The organism is Halomonas sp. A40-4 (assembly GCF_015767635.1).
Lineage (GTDB): Bacteria > Pseudomonadota > Gammaproteobacteria > Pseudomonadales > Halomonadaceae > Vreelandella > Vreelandella janggokensis.
In genome coordinates, this window is sequence record NZ_CP065230.1 from 924,577 (window position 1) to 942,935 (window position 18,359).

At 57.6% G+C, this 18,359-nt stretch carries 14 protein-coding genes and 1 riboswitch; of the genes, 11 read left to right on the forward strand and 3 right to left on the reverse strand.

The window, feature by feature from the left end; translation table 11 throughout:
• The first annotated feature begins 1 nt into the window (after position 1).
• Complete coding sequence (locus tag IT895_RS04395; protein WP_199284813.1) at positions 2-478, forward strand: GNAT family N-acetyltransferase; 477 nt, start codon at positions 2-4, stop codon at positions 476-478.
• 128 nt (positions 479-606) lie between these two features.
• On the forward strand, positions 607-1,929 hold the full coding sequence (locus tag IT895_RS04400; RefSeq protein WP_199284814.1) for a DUF2252 domain-containing protein: 1,323 nt from the start codon (positions 607-609) through the stop codon (positions 1,927-1,929).
• Between the two features lie 33 nt (positions 1,930-1,962).
• Here the strand turns inward: IT895_RS04400 and IT895_RS04405 are convergent, their stop codons facing one another.
• Positions 1,963-3,762 carry a GGDEF domain-containing protein gene (locus tag IT895_RS04405; RefSeq protein WP_199284815.1) on the reverse strand — a complete coding sequence of 600 codons (1,800 nt, stop codon included), beginning with the start codon at positions 3,760-3,762 and terminating at the stop codon, positions 1,963-1,965.
• 340 nt (positions 3,763-4,102) lie between these two features.
• Here IT895_RS04405 and IT895_RS04410 point away from each other — a divergent pair, with 340 nt between their 5' ends.
• Positions 4,103-4,819: a trimeric intracellular cation channel family protein gene (locus IT895_RS04410; protein ID WP_085917852.1), complete on the forward strand. Its 717-nt coding sequence runs from the start codon at positions 4,103-4,105 to the stop codon at positions 4,817-4,819.
• On the opposite strand, the gene IT895_RS04415 is transcribed toward IT895_RS04410, so the two are convergent.
• Entirely contained in the window at positions 4,816-7,782 is a 2,967-nt protein-coding gene (locus IT895_RS04415) for a hypothetical protein (protein WP_199284816.1), read from the reverse strand. The genes IT895_RS04410 and IT895_RS04415 overlap by 4 nt on opposite strands.
• A 107-nt stretch (positions 7,783-7,889) precedes the next feature.
• Here IT895_RS04415 and IT895_RS04420 point away from each other — a divergent pair, with 107 nt between their 5' ends.
• The 5 genes from IT895_RS04420 (at position 7,890) to IT895_RS04440 (ending at position 13,346) form a co-directional block, all read left to right on the forward strand.
• Positions 7,890-8,603 carry a DUF3581 family protein gene (locus tag IT895_RS04420; RefSeq protein WP_085917904.1) on the forward strand — a complete coding sequence of 238 codons (714 nt, stop codon included), beginning with the start codon at positions 7,890-7,892 and terminating at the stop codon, positions 8,601-8,603.
• A gap of 181 nt (positions 8,604-8,784) precedes the next feature.
• Positions 8,785-9,768 (forward strand): TRAP transporter substrate-binding protein, encoded by a 984-nt coding sequence (locus IT895_RS04425; RefSeq protein ID WP_085917850.1) that lies wholly within the window; start codon positions 8,785-8,787, stop codon positions 9,766-9,768.
• A gap of 49 nt (positions 9,769-9,817) precedes the next feature.
• Entirely contained in the window at positions 9,818-10,381 is a 564-nt protein-coding gene (locus IT895_RS04430) for a TRAP transporter small permease (RefSeq protein ID WP_199284817.1), read from the forward strand.
• 16 nt (positions 10,382-10,397) lie between these two features.
• Complete coding sequence (locus IT895_RS04435; protein ID WP_199284818.1) at positions 10,398-11,663, forward strand: TRAP transporter large permease; 1,266 nt, start codon at positions 10,398-10,400, stop codon at positions 11,661-11,663.
• 183 nt (positions 11,664-11,846) lie between these two features.
• Complete coding sequence (locus IT895_RS04440; protein ID WP_199284819.1) at positions 11,847-13,346, forward strand: CoA-acylating methylmalonate-semialdehyde dehydrogenase; 1,500 nt, start codon at positions 11,847-11,849, stop codon at positions 13,344-13,346.
• 62 nt (positions 13,347-13,408) lie between these two features.
• On the opposite strand, the gene IT895_RS04445 is transcribed toward IT895_RS04440, so the two are convergent.
• Positions 13,409-14,101, reverse strand: a complete 693-nt coding sequence (locus IT895_RS04445; RefSeq protein WP_085917846.1) for a hypothetical protein — start codon at positions 14,099-14,101, stop codon at positions 13,409-13,411.
• A gap of 213 nt (positions 14,102-14,314) precedes the next feature.
• Positions 14,315-14,417, forward strand: a riboswitch (TPP riboswitch).
• On the opposite strand from IT895_RS04445, the gene IT895_RS04450 reads away from it, so the two are divergent.
• The 3 genes from IT895_RS04450 (at position 14,407) to IT895_RS04460 (ending at position 18,276) form a co-directional block, all read left to right on the forward strand.
• The gene (locus tag IT895_RS04450) at positions 14,407-15,801 is read left to right on the forward strand and encodes a sodium:solute symporter family transporter (RefSeq protein WP_199284820.1); all 1,395 of its coding nucleotides are present in this window, start codon (positions 14,407-14,409) and stop codon (positions 15,799-15,801) included. It overlaps the preceding riboswitch by 11 nt.
• 47 nt (positions 15,802-15,848) lie before the next feature.
• The gene (locus tag IT895_RS04455; RefSeq protein ID WP_199284821.1) at positions 15,849-17,264 is read left to right on the forward strand and encodes a diguanylate cyclase domain-containing protein; all 1,416 of its coding nucleotides are present in this window, start codon (positions 15,849-15,851) and stop codon (positions 17,262-17,264) included.
• 43 nt (positions 17,265-17,307) lie between these two features.
• Complete coding sequence (locus IT895_RS04460; RefSeq protein WP_085917843.1) at positions 17,308-18,276, forward strand: magnesium transporter CorA family protein; 969 nt, start codon at positions 17,308-17,310, stop codon at positions 18,274-18,276.
• Positions 18,277-18,359: the final 83 nt, after the last annotated feature.

The window sequence follows — 18,359 nt, forward strand, 5'->3', positions numbered from 1 at the left end:
TATGCAAAGCGATATCGCCCTTCAGCGACTGAGTGCTGACGATCCAAATGCTGAAATCGTCGCGGGCTGGACATTTGCAACCTGGGGGCATTTACACCCTGGCCTCACCCCAGAACAGGCTATTGAACGTTTAAAAGCCGAATGTGGTCAGGCTGGGGTGCCTTCCATCTTTGTCGCCATGCAAGGCGAAACCCCGGTAGGAACCGCCAGCCTGATTGCCGATGACATGAGCATCCGCCGTGAACTTGCCCCCTGGCTGGCCTCAGTATTTGTCGTGCCCGAGTGGCGGGGGCGGGGTATTGCGTCTGCATTGGTGCGCCGGGTAGAAGCAGAGGCCGTTGAGAACGGCATCGAGCACTTCTATCTCTACACCCCTGATCAGCAGTCGCTCTATCGGCATTTGGGGTGGCAAGATGTAGAAAGCCTTGAGTACCGGGGCGAAACCGTCACGGTGATGTCACGGCAGTTGAGGCGTTAGGGGCGTATTGCCGCCCGTGGCTGCCCCCACCTGAATAGGCAAGGTATTAAGGACGGTGACTTAATCTCTTAACGTTTGTCGCCTATGCTTAGGGTGAATAGCATTTACGCACCGACAAAGGCATCGCGATGAGTCATGCACTAACGGGACACAATCGCCCTCAGCAAGTGATTGAAGCCATCCAGCAGGTCAACGCGCCGCTGGCCGCGGCGACCCGCCAAGCCAAATACGCCAAGATGGCGGCGTCGCCGTATCGTTTCTTTCGGGGTACCAATCATTTGTATTGGCAAGACGTATGGCACGACTGGCGCTTTGCGTTATTTGGGGGTTGGCCCAATACCCAGACCTGGCTGCAAGGTGACGCCCATGTCTACAACTTTGGTGCCTACGGTCATCATGATGACCAAGTGCGCTACGGTATGGACGATTTTGACGATGCGCTGATCGGCGACTACCAGTATGACTTGTGGCGGCTGGCCATCAGCGTGGTATTGGATGGCCGTGAAAATGTTGAACTTAGCCCCAAGGCCATTGATAAAGCGCTAAACAAGCTATTGGAAAGTTACTATCACACCTTGGCAGATCACACCGATGATGTACGCATAGAGGCGGTGACGCTGGATAGCGCAAAAGGGCAGTTGAAACCTTTCATGAGCAAGGTGGCGGATAAGCAAAGCCGTGCGCGGATGCTGGAAAAGTGGACCACCCTTGACGACCAGCATGGCCGTCGGTTTGCGGAACGTCCCGGAAAACTAGCCAACTTGCCAGCAGACCTGGCCAGTCAGTTGCGTCGGCTGATCGAGCAGGAATACCAGCAAACGCTTCAGGATCCGATAAAAGAGAGCGATCCCCGTCATTTCCGCGTAAAAGACACGGCTCGCCGGTTAGATGCGGGCACCGGTTCGCTCGGGGTGGAGCGCTACTATGTGTTGATTGAAGGGGGCGCTGATCATGAACACGACGACATCATTCTGGATGTTAAAGAGCAGGTGACCCCGGAAGCGTATCGCTTTATGGACAAGCCCCAAAAGCAAGTATGGCGGAGGCTATTCCCCAATGAAGGTATTCGCCATGCGGCAGCATTTCATGCCATTGCGGAACATCCGGATGCCTATCTGGGTTGGCTCACCATGAATGAAAAGGTATTTTCGGTCCGTGAGCGCTCTCCCTTCAAGAAGGACTTCCCCACCCACAAGCTGTCCGGTGGCAAGCCATATCGCAAGCTCGCGCAGCAGTGGGGGCAGATCCTCGCCCGGGAACACCTGCGCGGTGCGCAAGCGCTGAATAACGGGGATCACCGGCCGTTTGCCATGGCGGTTTGTCAGCGGCTTAAAGGGCGTGAAGAAAAGTTTGTGGATGTCGTGTCGACCCTGGCGATGGCTTACGCTGACTGCGTCGAGCAGGACTACAGCGTGTTTATTGATCACTTCCTGGCGACCGATTCCCCTTAGATTGGGCAGCCGCCTGGATGGCGGTGACGATGATTACTGTGTTTGCCGCCTGCCGATTATAAAGCCATGTTCCTCGAATGACTCGGACCATACCACGCAGCGGTTACGGCCGCTGCGTTTGGCATGATAAAGCGCTTCATCAGCGAGTCGAAGAAGCTTATGCGGGTCATGAGTGTGGTCGGGGTAGGTGGCGATGCCGCAAGACAGTGTGATCCGTCTGAGTGTGGTTCCCTGGTGGTCGCAAGCGCATTGGGCAATTGAGGCTAACAGTGTATTGGCGCTGGACTCGGCTGTTTTGGCAGAGGTATCCGGGAGGAGAGCGACAAATTCTTCGCCCCCGATTCGGCAGACCATGCCCAGATCCACGAAGTGTTGAGTGAGTAAAGAGGCCATTTTGACCAGAACCGCATCGCCTGCATCGTGGCCAAAGTAATCGTTGATGTCCTTGAAATGATCAATATCCAGCATTAACAGCGAGACTTTTGTGCCATGTTGTTGAGCACGCCGGCATTCGTGATCGAATACCGTATTGAAATGGCGCCGGTTGTGAAGGCCGGTCAGGGGGTCTTCAAACGAGAGTCCCTCTAACTCGCGAACCAACTGCCCAAGTTCTTCTGTCCGTGCAGCCACCTGCTGCTCAAGGGTTTCGTTGGCCATTGCCAGTTGTTGCTGGGTACGTCGGTAGTGCCACAAAAAGATGGCCGCAATAGCCAAGGAAAAAACCAGACTGCCATAGCTCAACGGCACCGTTCGCCAGGCCACAAAGCCATGAGCGACGGCCATATCAGCAAGTAGCAACGGAGCAAAAAAGGTGAAGCTCAGTACCAGCAAGCGCTGTTCAAGATTGAGTCGGCGAAAGCGAAAGAGGGCGAGCAACAGCATAATAGGCAAGGTGATGGCCAGCAGAACATCAAACACCGGGAAGGTGATCGAGAGGCTGATAATGCCTAACTGCACCAGGCCCATGGCCATCACCAGGTAAGCCAGGTGTAAGGCCCAGAGTCGTTTGATCCAGCGTTTGGCCGTTCCCTCAAGCCAATGGCTGAGTAGCATCCCCAGTGCGATCGGGAGGGTGTAGTAGCTGCCTGCTCTAAGCATATCCCAAGCCAGGGGACCATCGGCGATCAACTGGCGGGCGGGTGCCTCGGCAAGCAGCATCAGCCCAGAGGCGTAGGCGAACAGTGCGGTGGCCAGGAAACCACGTCTTTCAGGCCCAATAAGGGCGAAAATAGTGGCCAGAATGGCAAGTACCAATACCAGCGCACTGACACCAAGGTCCTGGGCCGACTCATGGATGACGTGTTTGAGCACATCAATACGCTCCATTACCTGTACTTCGCCCCAAAGACCAATACTGGTGTAGTAGGAATATAGACGGAAGGCCAGTGGCTCGCCTGCAGTGTCTTCAGGCAGGTCGATCATGTGCCAAGGCCAGCCGGCAAAATCCCCTCGCCCCTGGTCGTCAAATTCCCCGTACTGATAAATCAGCTCATCACCGAGGTAGGCCTGGCCAATGAGATTGATACTGGTGATATAAAGGACGGGGTCGTTCCAATCGCCCTCAGGCAATGTCGTGCGTAACCAAAGGTGCTGATGCCCCTCGCGACCCGGTGGGTTAGAGGGAGACACCGTTGATAGCCAGTCGGCGGATTCATCATCTAGCCACTCAGGCTCGCCGTTAGCATCCCGGGGCGAGTCGCCCCAGCGGTATTCCCAGTCCATTAGCGGCTGAGGTGGAGCTGCCGCTTTGACGCCATTAGAGAGTGTCGCCAGCACAATGAGTGAGACGATCAGCAGAATAAAATGGCGTATGGCGAACCCACGGGGCAGCATGGCGAACGTCCTCGTTTTTTATAGCGGTCATTCTGCTGATTCAAGGCAACAACAATACTCACGACCTATGGTTGATGCAGCGTGATACGAGAGCTTAAGCGCTTTAGCCCATTTTAACCAAAAAGGACGCCAAGGCGATGCTGTTTCTTCAACGATCCCTCGGTGGGGTGATGTCAAAAAATACAAACGCAGATGCCAGTCAAGGGTCTTTCTAAAAGTGGTTGCGAAAACTCTTTAATTTACAGGATGTTGCCCCGCCGGGATTTTATGCCCGTGTTCGAGTCAGCAAGGTAAGTGCTATTCTGCCTGCTTTAAAGTGGCGGAAATAAAGGAGAGCCACGTGTCGGGTATTGTTGTCTGGCTGGATATGGTGGGGGTGATCGTTTTTGCCTTGTCTGGCGTCGTCCTGGCATGCCGTTCGCGCATGGACCCGTTTGGCATGCTGGTGCTGGCCGCCGTCACGGGGATTGGCGGCGGCACGCTGCGCGACCTGGTGCTGGGCGTCAGGCCGGTTTTTTGGGTGGCCGATCCAACGTACCTGTGGGTCATTTTTGCCACCGTGGGCATCTCGCTGGTGGGGTTTCACTATATCCACCGCCTTTCACGCGGCTTTTTACCGATTGCGGACGCCTTTGGTCTGGCCTTGTTTACGGTGATTGGCGCCCACAAAGCGCTGTTGCTGGGGACATCCGGTGTTGTCGCTGTGTTGATGGGAATGATGACGGGGGTGGCCGGCGGCATGATCCGCGATGTGCTGGCCCAGCGGGTGCCGATGGTGCTACGCGAAGAAATCTACGCCACGGCGGCGATGGCGGGAGGCACGGTTTACGTACTGCTGGACGCCCTTCAAGCGCCGCTTATCCTGACCATCGCCGCCTCGCTAAGCGTGACCCTTGGGTTGCGAATCGCGGCGATTCACTGGCATCTGGCGCTGCCGGTATTTGCCTGGGTAAGCGTAGCGCCCAAAACCGACGATGACGCGACGGCACCACTTTCCACGTCGCAAAAAGCCAAAGAGCGGGTCAGGATGATTCGCCGTGAGCGCAACCGTCGTTAAGGTTTGGGAAAACGCGTTGCCTCCCGCCAGCGCTCAAACCAGCGCCTGGGTTGAAATACTTTCAGGTCAGGCTCGCTGTCGATCAGCTCGACGCCTGTTCCCAGGGCACCAATGCGGGCATATAGCGCGCCATTGGCCTGTTTCTCAGCCAGGGTGACGTCGGCCAGCAGTAGAAGAGGCCCGCCGGTAAGCGTCAGGTCGTAAAGGCGAATACGCTCGCCGTCGATGTGCAGCTTCGCATCACCGTTGATATCACGCACGTTCAAGAGTCGGCCCAGCCAACCGCTTTCACGGGCGCGCGCCAAGAAGAGTCGGGCGAGTAAGCCGGTATCACGCATGCCAAGGCGGAGGTCACTGGTGAGATTGATTGGGTCGCGCCACTCGAGCAGTGCGTTATCCAGGCTCAGTTGCACCCACCACCCGGCATCCTGAGCTCCATCTTCGCTGTGACGAAACACGTTTTCCAGACGCAGAAACGAGTCATCGGCGTTAAAACGCCGTGCGTCCAGGTCACCTTCGTCAAGTTGCAGATGCAGTTCAACATCGCCCTTGAGACGCTGGTCAAGCAGCGCCAGGTCGGCGCCAAAGGCTCGCAGGTTGATCTCGCCCTCGGCGGTCAGTCCTTCCAGCAGCCATTCGCTGGTCAGGCTCGCCTGACCGCCTAATAGACGGATACCCGCCTCTTCGGGTAGATAGCGGTTATAGCGGGTGAAGTCGGGTACCTGAGTAATGGGCAGCGCGATACGCGTGGTGAAGTAGGCAGGCTCTGGCGATGCCAGCACCTCACTAAAACGGTCGGTCTGCGTCGTGAGAGCGAAGTGGCGCCCTTCAAGGTGAGGTTGGTCGTCATCCTGGCGCGTGAGTGTAAAGTGCGGTATGCCCAGCGAAAGCTGGGCGTGCTCGGCGCTATCCAACTGAGCCGTCAACTCGCCGCGCCCGGTGGCGAGATAGTCTAAAAAGCCCACCTCAAGCTGGTTGGCGTTGACCCTGAGGCGAGTTGGGGCCAGCAGGCGGTCATCACGGAAAGCGCCCTCAGCGAATAGCTGGCCGTTGCCCGCAAGCCTTAACCCGTGAGCACTGGGCAGGAAGGCATTCAAAAAACCTAGCCGCTGCACACTGCCCTCCAGAGCAAATTCCCCGCTGACCCGATTTGCGTCATTAGTTTCGGCGCGCTGGAAGCGGCCTTCTCTGAGTAACAGGGTGCTCTGTAGCTGCTCTGTGGAAGCGTCCGTATCCGCGACTTGCCAACGCAAACGTGAACCGCTGATATCCAGTGCGGTGCCGTCGAGCGCTGCCTGACGAATCACCAGGGTGAGCTGGGCATTGCTTTCCAGCGTGCCTTTCTGTTCGCCGTGCTGCCATCGGGTGGTGAGTTGCTCACCGGCTAAATGGATATCGCCATGCATCTGCTGGGTGGTGATATCAAGCTGGCCGCGGCTGGTGGCTTGGCCATTGAGCAGCTGTAGCGGGGCAGGATCGGGCAAGACCGCGCTCAGGTAGGGTTGCAGAACGCTGATGTCTGGCAGGCGTGCGGATTGCCAGGTAAGCCGGGCGGTAGCGTCTTCTCGCGCTTGCACAGGATCAATCGGGCTGCGCGTGTTCAGGGTGATGGTGGCGTCCGTCAGCAGCGTTCGCTCATGGTGGCGCAGGGTTGCGCCGATGAACGTAAGCGTCGCCTCGATAGCCTCTTCGGGGGTTAGCTGGGCCGTCAGCGAGCCGCTTCCTTGAGCATTGATATCCAGCAGTTGAGCCGACAGTTCTGGTGCCTGAATCGACAACGAGGCACGGTAAGGTCGGGCGTCACGAAGCGTTACACTGGCTTCGATTTGCCCGTTTCCGTCAAGGCGAATACCCTGGCCGTCAAAGGTGCCTGCCAGGTACCGGTCAAGCATGTCCAGCCGGTTGACCTGGCCTTGTAGTTCAAGCGTGGCGCCCGTCGGCAGATCCAGCCGGTCCAGGCGCTGGTTGGGAATGCGGGCAGCAAGGCGGAGCTGGGTATCGTCGGCATAGGGCTGGCTGTCAGCCAGGACCACATCGTTTAACTGAGTGGAAAAGGTGAGCGCATCGCCTTCTGCTGCTAGGCGCACGTGCCCTTCGCCGACAGCGGTATGCAGCGACGGTGATGAATCAGGGGTTATCCAGCGCGGTGAGTCGCTTGAATGGGGCGTCAGGCGTTGCTCATCCATTGACAGACGCAGGACAGAGGCTGTCAATGTGAGCAGGCTACCGGGCTGTAACGTGCCAGCGTCAAGCGCAAGCTCGCCTTTCAACGCACCGTTACCGTCAAGCGTCAGCCAGGGCAGCGCTTGCAGGTAAGGCATGAAAACGTCCCAGGCATCGGCTTGAGCATCGATTGTCAACTGCGCTGAAAGGGCGCCAAGCAAACTGGCAATAAGCTCATGGCGTGGGATGTTTGCGGTGGATACGCTTTTCAGAGTGGCATTGGCGTCTAACTGGATATCTCGGGCCAGGGTGGCCTGGTCGCTTGGCCGCATCAAGCGCCCATGGTGGATATCCAACGACAGATGGGGCACGGCCAAGGCGTCACGACTGAACTGAGTGTCCTTGATCTTGAGCTGGCCCTCGGCTTCCAGCGCCATATCGCCAACGGTCAGGCGGCGAAGCCCGCTTGCCTCCAGCGCTTTGATATGCAGCTCGCCGCGCAGCAAACCGAGCAAGGACAACGAAAGGGTGGCTTGCCGGGCGTCAACGGTGACGGGGATTCGATCATCTTCAAGCGCGAGGTAGAGATTTTCGACCTCCCAGCGCCCAGGGTGCAGGCTCTGGGCAGTTGACCAGCGCACCTCGACGCCTTCGATTCTGGAAATCTGCTGCGGCAGCCACTGGCTGTTGAGCAACCAGGTACTGCCGATGAGCCAGACAAGCACTACCGTCAAAGCACTCAAGAGTGTGACAACCAGGATGCGGGATAGACGTTTTGAGCGGTGACGCGGGTTTGGCATACGGCTTCCTTGCAGATGACTCCTGCTGATCGACGTTTTATGGCATTATGCGCGTCGTAAGCCCGCCATCGACTTTTGATTTCAACGCTAAGCAGACAGCCAACGCCATGTTCAAGGAATTTTACACGCAGCGCGGAGAGTATGTGGTGATCTCCGCTGAGCAGGCCAGCCACTTCGCCAAGGGCGTCGCGGGGGACTACAACCCGATCCATAATCCGGATGCGCGGCGTTTCTGTGTGCCAGGGGACCTTCTTTTTGCGCTGGTGTTGGCAAAATTTGGTTTGTCACGGCACATGACGTTTCGTTTTACCAGCATGGTGGGCGCGGATACACCACTGTTGTTCAGCGAAGCTGAAAATGGCGAGCTTCACGTATGCGGTGAAGACGGTAAACATTATTTACAGGTTACCCGACGGGGGGAGTGGACCAACGATGCCTCGGTAGTAGAAGCGTTTGCCCGCTGCTACGTAGCGTTTTCGGGCAAGAATTTTCCCCACTACCTCAAGCCGCTCATGGAACAGCACGGGGTCATGTTCAACCCCAAGCGTCCATTGGTGATCTACGACAGCATGGGGTTTTCGCTGGAGCGTCTGAACGCTGTATCGCCGGGATTGACGCTCAGCGACTCGTCGCTGGATGTGCAGGGCAAGCGTGCCGATGCGTTACTCGAATTTGCCATTCAATCAGCGGGCGAGCCGGTTGGGGTAGGCTCCAAGAAGTTGGTCGTCAGCGGGCTATGCCCCTATGACGCCGATGAAATGGCGGCGATTGTGGAAGAGTTCTATCGGCTCAAGGCTGCCTATCTCGCATCAGTCGAGTAAGCAGGCAAGCCGGGTACGACGTTAGTGGCGATGGCTGCCCTCAACGCTTGGGGTAGGGTATTCTTGGCTTCTCATCATAATGCCGTGCCACGCGCAGGTTCCATGCAACAAGTACTGCGCAACAAGTACTGGGCAACAAGTACCGGGCAACAGGCACGACGCAAATTACAAGAGGCGCTACATGAACCATCGTAAACTGCTGACCCTTGCCATTACCGCGACTACGCTGGCGGCAGCGTCACTCAGCACTCAGGCACGCGACTTTCGTTTAGGACTGATTACCCCCGCCCAGCATCTCTGGTCGACCGAAGCGGAAGCCTTTGCCGACACCTTGCATGAGCGCTCTGATGGCGAGCATAGCGTATCGGTTTTCCCTGCCCAGCAACTGGGTAACGAAGCGCAGATGGTGCAGCAGTTGCAAAGCGGTGCGCTGGACATGGCTTTCCTGACCATTGCCGAAATCTCCAATCGGATTCCCGACTTTGGCGCGCTTTATGCGCCTTATCTGGTTGATGACGTCAACCACGCTGCTCGCTTGCTGCGTTCAGACGCTGCTGGCGAGCTGCTGGACCTGATGCCGGAAGGTGTCGGTCTGGTCGGCGTTGGTTACGGTATGGTGGGCATGCGTCAGGTGCTCAGCCGTGACCCTATCGAGAGTGCTGATGACCTGGAAGGCCTGCGCCTGCGGATTACCCCATTTGAGCCAATCCGTGATTTCTATACGGCAACCGGTGCGGCCCCAGCGCCCATGCCGCTGTTGGAAGTGTACGATGCCCTGGCCAACGGTCAGGTAGATGCCATCGATATGGATTTCGACTCTATTCTGATTCTAAAATTCTACGAGCAGGCCGATAACCTGCTGATCTCCAATCACATGATGTTCCCCATGGTGGGGGTGGTGTCCGGGCGTGTATGGCGGGAGCTATCCGAAGAAGACCGTGAACTGATCGACACGACCATGGCCGAGCATCTGGAGAATGTACTGGTAGGCTTTGAGCAAAAAGACGCCGCTCAGGAAGAAGAGATCCGTGCGCTGGATATCAATATCGTCGAAGCGGATGCTGAGTTTTTCGCCGAGGCGATTGCCGAGTGGGAAGATATCTGGGCACCCAAGGCGCCGATGCTGGAAACCCTGCGCGAGGAAGCCGATCGCCTGCGCGAGTAAACCGCCGACAAGCCAACCACTCGACCACTGACGAGGACCATCCACGATCATGTTGCAACGCCTTTCCTCGGGGCTTGCCCGCTTTGAAGAAACCGCCGCTGCCGCTCTGGCCGCGGCGGTGACGTGTTTGATCCTGATCAATATTGCCTTTCGTGTACTGGGTAACCCGCTTTATTGGATAAGTGAGTTATCCATTTACGCGATGATCTGGATGACGTTCCTGATTGCTGGCGCAGTATTCAAGCGTCGCCAGGGAGTGGCGGTGACTCTGCTGAGCGATGTGCTGCCCCGCGCCGGGCGAAAACTGATCGTCCTCTGGGTGGATGCCATGGTGCTGGTGTTTGCCCTGCTGCTCGTTTGGCTTTGCTGGCGCTGGTATCAGCCCTTCACGCTCGCCCAACTAGGCTTCGACACCGGCGCGTTTCAGGGGCAGACCTTCAACTTCATATACGCCGAGAACACCTCAACGCTGGGCGTGAAGAAGTTCTGGGTTTGGTTGATCGTGCCGTGGTTTGCGCTATCGCTCTCCCTGCATGGGCTGGCCAACGTCTGGCAGTCCGTCACCCAGTGGCGCCGCCCTGACGACGAACCGACGGTCGAGACCTTACGATGATGCGGGTGGAGCGCTTATGACGATTGTCGTGTTTGTACTGCTACTGATCAGTGCCGTGCCGATTGCCCTGGTGCTCGCACTGACAGCGATGGTGTATATCTATGTGTCGGGCAATAGCGTGCTGTTCGAGTCTTACCCGCAGCAATTATTCAGCGCCATCGAGAGCTATGGGCTGCTGGCGATCCCGCTATTCATGCTGGCTGGAGAGCTGATGAACGAAGGCGGTCTCACCCGACGTTTGATCGCCCTGGCACGAATTCTGGTGGGCGGTTTCCGTGGAGGCCTGGCATATATCAACCTGGTCGCCAACATGATGATGGCGGCCATTATCGGCTCGGCGGCGTCGCAAATCGCTATCATGTCCCGCGCCATGGTGCCCGCCATGGAAGAGGAAGGCTACGATACGCCGTACAGCGCGGCGATTACCGCGGCAGGTGGTCTGCTGTCGCCGATCATCCCGCCCTCGATGCTGTTTGTGCTGTTCGGAGTAATGGCCCAGGTACCTATCGCCGAGATGTTTATTGCCGGGTTGTTGCCGGGGTTACTGCTGGGAGCAAGTTTCTTTATCGTGATCGCGCTAGTCGGCTTGGTGCAGCAATACCCCAAAGGCCAGTGGCCCAGTCGCCGTCAGGCGGTGCACGATGCGCTTTGGGGGCTGCCAGCAATGCTGATTCCGGTGATTATTATCGGCGGCATTCTGTGGGGCATTGCCACACCCACCGAGTCGGCGGCGTTGGCCTCGCTTGCGGCCTTGATCATGGGGCGTTTTGTGTATGGCGAACTACGTCTGGTTCAAATGCCCCAAGTGCTCAAACGCACGGCGGTCAATGCCGGTTTGGTCATCATGCTGATTGCCGCCGCTGGCGTATTTGGCTGGGTGGTGATCTACGAACAGTTGCCACAGATGGCGGCCGAGTGGATCGCAGCCCTTACTGCCAATCCCTTCATTTTCCTGCTCATGGTGATTGGCGCACTGTTGCTGGTGGGCATGGTCATCGACGGTATCGCCGCGCTGATTCTTGTGGTGCCGATCCTGATGCCGATTGCCGAGACGCAATTTGCCATCAGCCCTTATCAGTTTGGCGTCGTGGTATGTCTGACCTTGGTATTGGGGCTGTTAACGCCCCCTGTTGGTGCCGGGCTGTTTATCGCTTCTTCGATGACCGGCGCACCACCGCTGAAAATCTTCCGTGCACTGCTGCCGTTTTTGCTGGCAACCCTGGTCACGCTGGTGCTGCTCGCATGGCTGCCGTGGCTGACCAACGGGCTGATCCAGCGATAACAAACCGCTGCAAAACGATGTTCCTGGTGCTGTTTCGCTGGTACGTGTTCTGCTGGCGCATTGCCAGCAGCACGTCGTGATGGAAAGGCTAATTGACGCCGCGCGCGAGATTCTGTTTACTCGTGCAATAACGCGTTTACGTTTACGTCAACTTTCTAACACAATGACAACAGGAGCAACGCCATGCCCATTCGCGATATCCCCATGTTTATCGATGGTCAGCCCGTCATGTCCCAGAGCCAGGAATGGCGTGATGTGGTGAATCCCGCTACCCAGGAAGTCGTCGCTCGCGTGCCTTTCTGCACCGCCGACGAAGTCGAGCGCGCCATTGCCAGCGCTGAAATGGCCTTCAAGGAGTGGCGCAAGGTACCGCTGGGTAAACGGATGCGCATCATGCTCAAGCTACAGGCGCTGATTCGCGAGCACACCCCAGAGTTGGCGGCGTTGATTACAGAAGAGCACGGCAAAACCCTGCCGGATGCTGAAGGCGAGGTCGGGCGCGGACTGGAGGTGGTCGAGCATGCCTGCTCCATTACCTCACTCCAGTTGGGAGAACTGGCCAATAATGCCGCCAACGAGGTCGATGTCTACACCATGCACCACCCGCTGGGTGTCGGGGCGGGCATTACTGCTTTCAACTTCCCGATCATGCTGCCCTGTTTCATGTTCCCGCTGGCCATTGCGACCGGTAATACCTTCGTGCTGAAACCCTCGGAGCAGGATCCCAGCTCGACCATGCGCCTGGTGGAGCTTGCCCACGAAGCGGGCATTCCGGCGGGCGTATTGAATGTGGTTCACGGCGGCCCCGAGGTGGCGAACCAGATCGCCGATCATCAGGCGATCAAGGCGCTGTCGTTCATTGGCTCATCCCACGTAGGCTCGCTGCTGTATAACCGCGCCGCCGCGGCGGGTAAACGCATGCAGGCGATGATGGGCGCCAAGAACCATTGCGTGGTCATGCCCGATGCCAATCGCAGTCAGGCGATCGACAGCCTTCTGGGCTCTGCCTTTGGGGCGGCCGGGCAGCGTTGCATGGCCAACTCGGTGGTGGTCCTGGTGGGGGAAGCCCGTGAATGGCTCGACGATATTGTGGAAGGCGCTCGTGGCATGAAAGTCGGGCCTGGCACCCAGCGCGACGCTGACTTGGGCCCGCTGGTATCCCCTCAGGCCAAGGAGCGCGTCGAGCGTTTGATTGGCGCAGGTGAAAAAGAGGGCGCCAGATTAATGGTCGACGGGCGAGGCTGCTCGGTTGATGGATATCCGGAAGGTAATTTTGTCGGGCCGACGTTATTTGCCGACGTGACGGCAGACATGTCCATCTACCGGGAAGAGATCTTTGGCCCGGTACTCTGCGTGGTCAGCGTGGCAACCCTGGATGATGCCATCGCGTTCATCAATGCCAACCCCAACGGCAACGGCACCTCGATCTTTACCAACTCCGGATGGGTGGCGCGGCGCTTTGAAAACGATATCGATGTGGGGCAGATCGGCATCAACGTACCGATCCCGGTGCCGGTGGCCTATTTCAGCTTTACCGGTTCGCGAGGCTCGAAGCTTGGTGACCTGGGTCCCAACGGCAAGCAGGCGATTGCTTTCTGGACGCAGACCAAGACCGTGACAGCACGCTGGTTTGAGCCGGAAAACGTCTCCAGCGGTATCAATAGCACCATCTCACTTGGCTGATGTCACTCGCCAAACGATATTTCCCTCGGCCTGAATGGGCCGAGGGAACGTCAATGCGAGGACTAAAAATCCTGGAACAGCGGTAAACTCTCCTCCAGCAGCCGTTCAATCGGATCAAGCTGACTCTCGTGCAGCACCAGCATTGAAGGCTCGCTGGCAAAATGCTTGCCGGTTGGCACCAGCAGTGCAAACTCGCCTTCTTCAAGATGAAATTCGTGAATCTCGCGCAGCCCTTGGGCGGTATAGCACTGGGTGCAGCGGTACGCTTCGTCCTCGCCGTATACCAGGCGGTGGTACATCTTGAACAGCGTATAAAGTGCCAAACCGCCTTCAAAAGCAGGCCAGCGGGCCGGAATAGTGCGCGTTTCTTCATCCAGCGTTTGCCCGTCTGCCTCGGCATTGGCGATCGCATCGTCTAGCGGGCTGGCCAGCAGGTCATCACGGGCGGCCGGAAGGGCGACGTTGTCTTTTGAAGCCTGAGTAAAGGTGCTGACTGCGCGTTTAAAATCAGCCACGTTGTGAATGGCGTAGTCGGCATGCTGCAAGTCATCCGGCTCGAAACCGCCGTTCTCCCATCCATGGATGACTCTCAACGTCATCAAGCCACGCTCCATGGGGCGTGCCAACAGCAAGTAAAGCGCAATATGCAGATGTAACTGTCGCTCATCCGTATCGTTTTCAAACGCATTGTAAGGGTCAGCAAACAAGGCGTGGAGCCTGCCCGGCGTATGTTCCTTGGCTTCTGTATAGCGCATTAGAGATTTCCCGTTGAGCGAACCGTGTCGCTCTGGGCGCACGGTTTCTATAACGTTATTAGAGCACCTACGGAGTATGGCGAGCGATGACGCGGATTGAAAGCCCTCGGCCGTGTGAAGCACCGAGTGCTTGCGCGTTATGGCATGCGCGCGCCACTTTACGTTGGTGCGATTCTCGTTGAGAATAATACCTGTTCATAACGATCTTTCACACACTGTCGCCAGGGGGGCCTCGAAGAGGCTGAGAGTGCGCTTGCGCTGACCCTGGAACCTGATCCGGATGATACCGGCGGAGGAAGTGCGACATGCCCTACCTGACTTCAGCTGCGCTTGCCGCGGCACTTGGCGTTTTCATCATCCTAGGCCTGCGGGCTCGCTGGGCCGGTGGCACGGTCGATGATTACATTACGGCCCGCAATTCCCAGTCCGGAGCGACCCTCGGACTGTCGTTTCTTGCCTCCGGGATGGGGGCATGGATTCTGTTTGCCCCGCCGGAAATCGGCGCCTTTGTTGGCCCCGTGGCGCTTGCGGGTTATGCCATCGGTTCGGCATTGCCATTTATCGTATTGGGCCTTTATGGGCCGGCCATCCGCCGCGCACTGCCCGAAGGCAGAAGCATCGCCGAGTTTGCCCAGGCATGCTACGGCACCAGCGTGCGGCGCTGGGTGTCACTGGTGTCAGTGGCCTATATGGCCTGCTTTCTCGCTGCAGAGCTGACGGCGATTGGTGCGATTACCGCATTACTTTCCGATGTGCCGCCCGCTTTGGTTGTCCTCGGTGTCGCTTTGAGCACGCTTGCCTATACCGTGCTTGGCGGGCTGAGGGCGAGCCTTGCCACCGACCGTTGGCAGGCCTGGCTGTTGATCGCTCTGCTGCTTATCGTCAGCAGTGTTGCCTTCACCTATTTACCCGCCATGCCAGACGTATCGTCGATGCCGAGTGCCCCATTGGTCGACGCGCTGAGTGTAGCGGTGACACTGGTCATTGCTGTCACCGCGGCTAACCTTTTCCACCAGGGTTACTGGCAGCGAGTGTGGGCCGCGCAGGATTCACGCAGTCTGGGCCAGGGGGCCTGGCTGGGGGGTGGCATGACCGTCGCTGTGGTGATGGTCATCGGCGGCCTGGGGATGCTTGCCGCGATGAGTGGCGTTGCGCTGGGTGAGCCGCCAATCCCGTTTTTTGCTCTGCTGGGAAATGCGCCGTCGTGGCTCGCCATGCTGGCCCTGGTGCTGGCGGTGACACTGGTGGCGTCCAGTGTCGATACGCTACAGAACGCGATTGCCTCGCTGATAGTCTCCCAGCATGAGCAGCAGGGCAGGTCGCTGACCACGGCGCGCTGGTGGACCGTTGTGCTGATGGTGCCGGTGGTGATCATCGCCCTTCAGGGGCTTTCCGTATTGCGGCTATTCCTGATCGCCGACTTGCTGTGTGCCGCGATTGTCGTACCGGTATTGCTGGGGCTATGGAAGCGGATGTCCACCGCGGCTGCGATCGGCGGCGGTATTGCAGGGCTTTTAGGCGCCGTGTTACCCGGCTGGCTGGCCAGTGGTAGCCTTGCAGCGGGTCTCATGGCGGCGACTTTCCCTGCTGGTATTCCCACGCTGGGTCCTTTCCTCGGTGCGTTATGTGCTTCTACACTGGTAAGTGTTAGCTGGGCGAAAGTGGTTGGTCATCGGGCATCTTGGGCAAAGCATGGCTGATCACGTTATGATGGTTGGTTATCGTCTACCGTCATGGGCCACAGTCAATGAACTACCCTATTCTTCCCGACGAAGAGGCTCGGCTGGCGGCGCTTTACGAATTGGCGCTGCTGGACACGCCGGAAGAACCCGCATTCGACCGGGTGACGCGTCTGGTCACCCAATTACTGAATGTACCGACCTCGACCGTCACGCTGATTGACGCCAAGCGGCAATGGATAAAATCTCGTGTGGGAACTGAGCTTCGTGAAACATCACGTAGCGTGGCTTTCTGCGCCCATACCATTGCGGAATCTGCGCCGCTGATTGTTGAAGATACCCGAGAAGATCCGCGTTTTGCCGATAATCCGCTGGTGACCGTGCCAGGCGGAGTGCGTTTTTACGCGGGTATTCCGCTGCGCACATCAAAGGGGTTGGCGTTGGGGTCGCTGTGTGCCGTGGACACAAGGCCACGTCGGCTTAGCGACGCCGAGATCAACGCGCTTAAAGATCTTGGATCGATTGTTACTGATGAAATTCACCTGCGTGAGCGGTTCCTGTTTGAAAAGCAGCGCCGGGAAGCATCCCAGTCATCTCTCGAAGCGCTGCACCTGGATCTTGAAAACCAGATTGAGCGGCGCACCCGAGAGCTGAACCTGGTGATCGAGTCGGCCTATGATGCCTATATCAGCATTGACGATAACGACCTTGTGCTGGACTGGAATCGAGCCGCGACGACGATGTTTGGCTGGACGCGCAGGGAAGCACTGGCGCGCTCCATTGAGCATTTGATCTTTCCTGATGGCATGCCGGAAGGCGACCAGCAGACGCCCGTCACCTACTACGCTGCACGTCGTGACGGCAGCTCATTGCCGGTGGAAATGCGCATCAAGTCGCTCGATATAGAGGGACGCAGGCAGCGCAGCCTGTTTCTCCACGATGTTACCGAGCGCATACAGCTCGAGCGCCTGCGCGATCTGGAAGCCCGTGAAGACGCACTTACCCAACTGCCCAACAGGCGGGCCCTGGATGAGCGGTTGCCAGAGGCGATGGCGCGCACCCGGCGCCAGCAAACGGCTCTTGCGGTGCTGTTCATGGATCTCGATGGGTTCAAGGCCGTCAATGATCTGCATGGCCATGCAGCCGGTGACGAACTGCTGCGTGAAATCGCCAAACGTCTAAGCGCCGCCGTGCGTGAAACCGACTATGTAGCCCGCTGGGCCGGAGATGAGTTCGTCGTGCTGCTGGAAAACATCGCCCTCGATGCCGCCGAGCGGCTTGCCCGGCAGTTGATTGATACCCTCGAGCAGCCCGTACAGCTGCAGGAGGCGGAGGTGCATGTCAGCGCCAGCATTGGCGTGGCGCTCTATAAGCCAGACGTAAGTGAAACGGCACTGGAACTGCTCAAACGCGCCGACGTTGCCATGTATAACGCCAAACATGCCGGTAAAGCACAGGCCTGTATGGCTGACGCGCCCGCATGAAGGTGTCTGCCAAAACGTCATCAGTTAACCATCAGGGACGATCATGATTCGGACGCTGTTAACGACCCCCGAAGGTGAAGTACACGAAGGCGACGCAAAGCTGATCGACCTGTGGCGACAAACCCCGGGCAGTCATATCTGGGTGGATATGCAAGGCGAAAGCCAAGCCGTCGAGCAGCGCTTTTTGGAAGACTTTGAATGCCACCCGATGGCCATTCAGGATGCGCATAAAGAGCGCCATCCACCCAAAATCGAAGAGTTCGATCACCACACACTGATCATTTACCGCGGTATCTCCTCGTTTGATGCCCAGTTGAACTTCGTGCCCCAGCAAGTGAGCTTTTTTGTCGGTGAGCGCTTCCTGGTCACCCTTCACCCGGGCGAAGCGTTAAGCATCAAGCGTCTGTTCAATGAGCAGGGCAGTGCACTACTGGCTCACTCCCCAGAGCATGTGGCACTGCGGGTGATGTACCTGTCGGCCGGGTATTACATCGATAGCCTGCTGGAATTCGAAGTGGCGCTCAGCGATCTGGAAGATGAACTGCTGGATAACGGCAATGACGTATTGATGCGGCGTATAACCGCCTACCGCTCGCGGCTGGTGAAAATGCGTCGAATCTTCAGCTACCACAAGGGGATTACCCAGGAACTGACCGCCTACGACTATGCCCACCTGCCGCGTGATAAAAGCGACACCCTCCACGCGATTACCGACGTGGAAGAGCGCTTTGAGCGGCTCTATACGCTCACGCAAATGTATTACGACATCTGCGGCGATCTGGTCGATGGCTACATTTCGATTTCATCGCACCAGCTCAACATCACCATGCGCGTGCTGACGGTGATTACCGCTATCTTTGTACCACTCACCTTTATTGCCGGTATCTACGGCATGAATTTCGAGTATATGCCCGAGCTTGGCTATCGCTACGGCTATTTCTTTGTCTGGGGGGTAATGCTGGGTATCGGTGGGATGCTGATCTGGCTATTCAAGCGCAAGCACTGGTTTTGACATCCAGCGTGGCCTGATGGAGACGACACAAAAGTTTGTTATGGTCATTATCAGGCACAACATCTTTATCTCTTAGTCGAGAG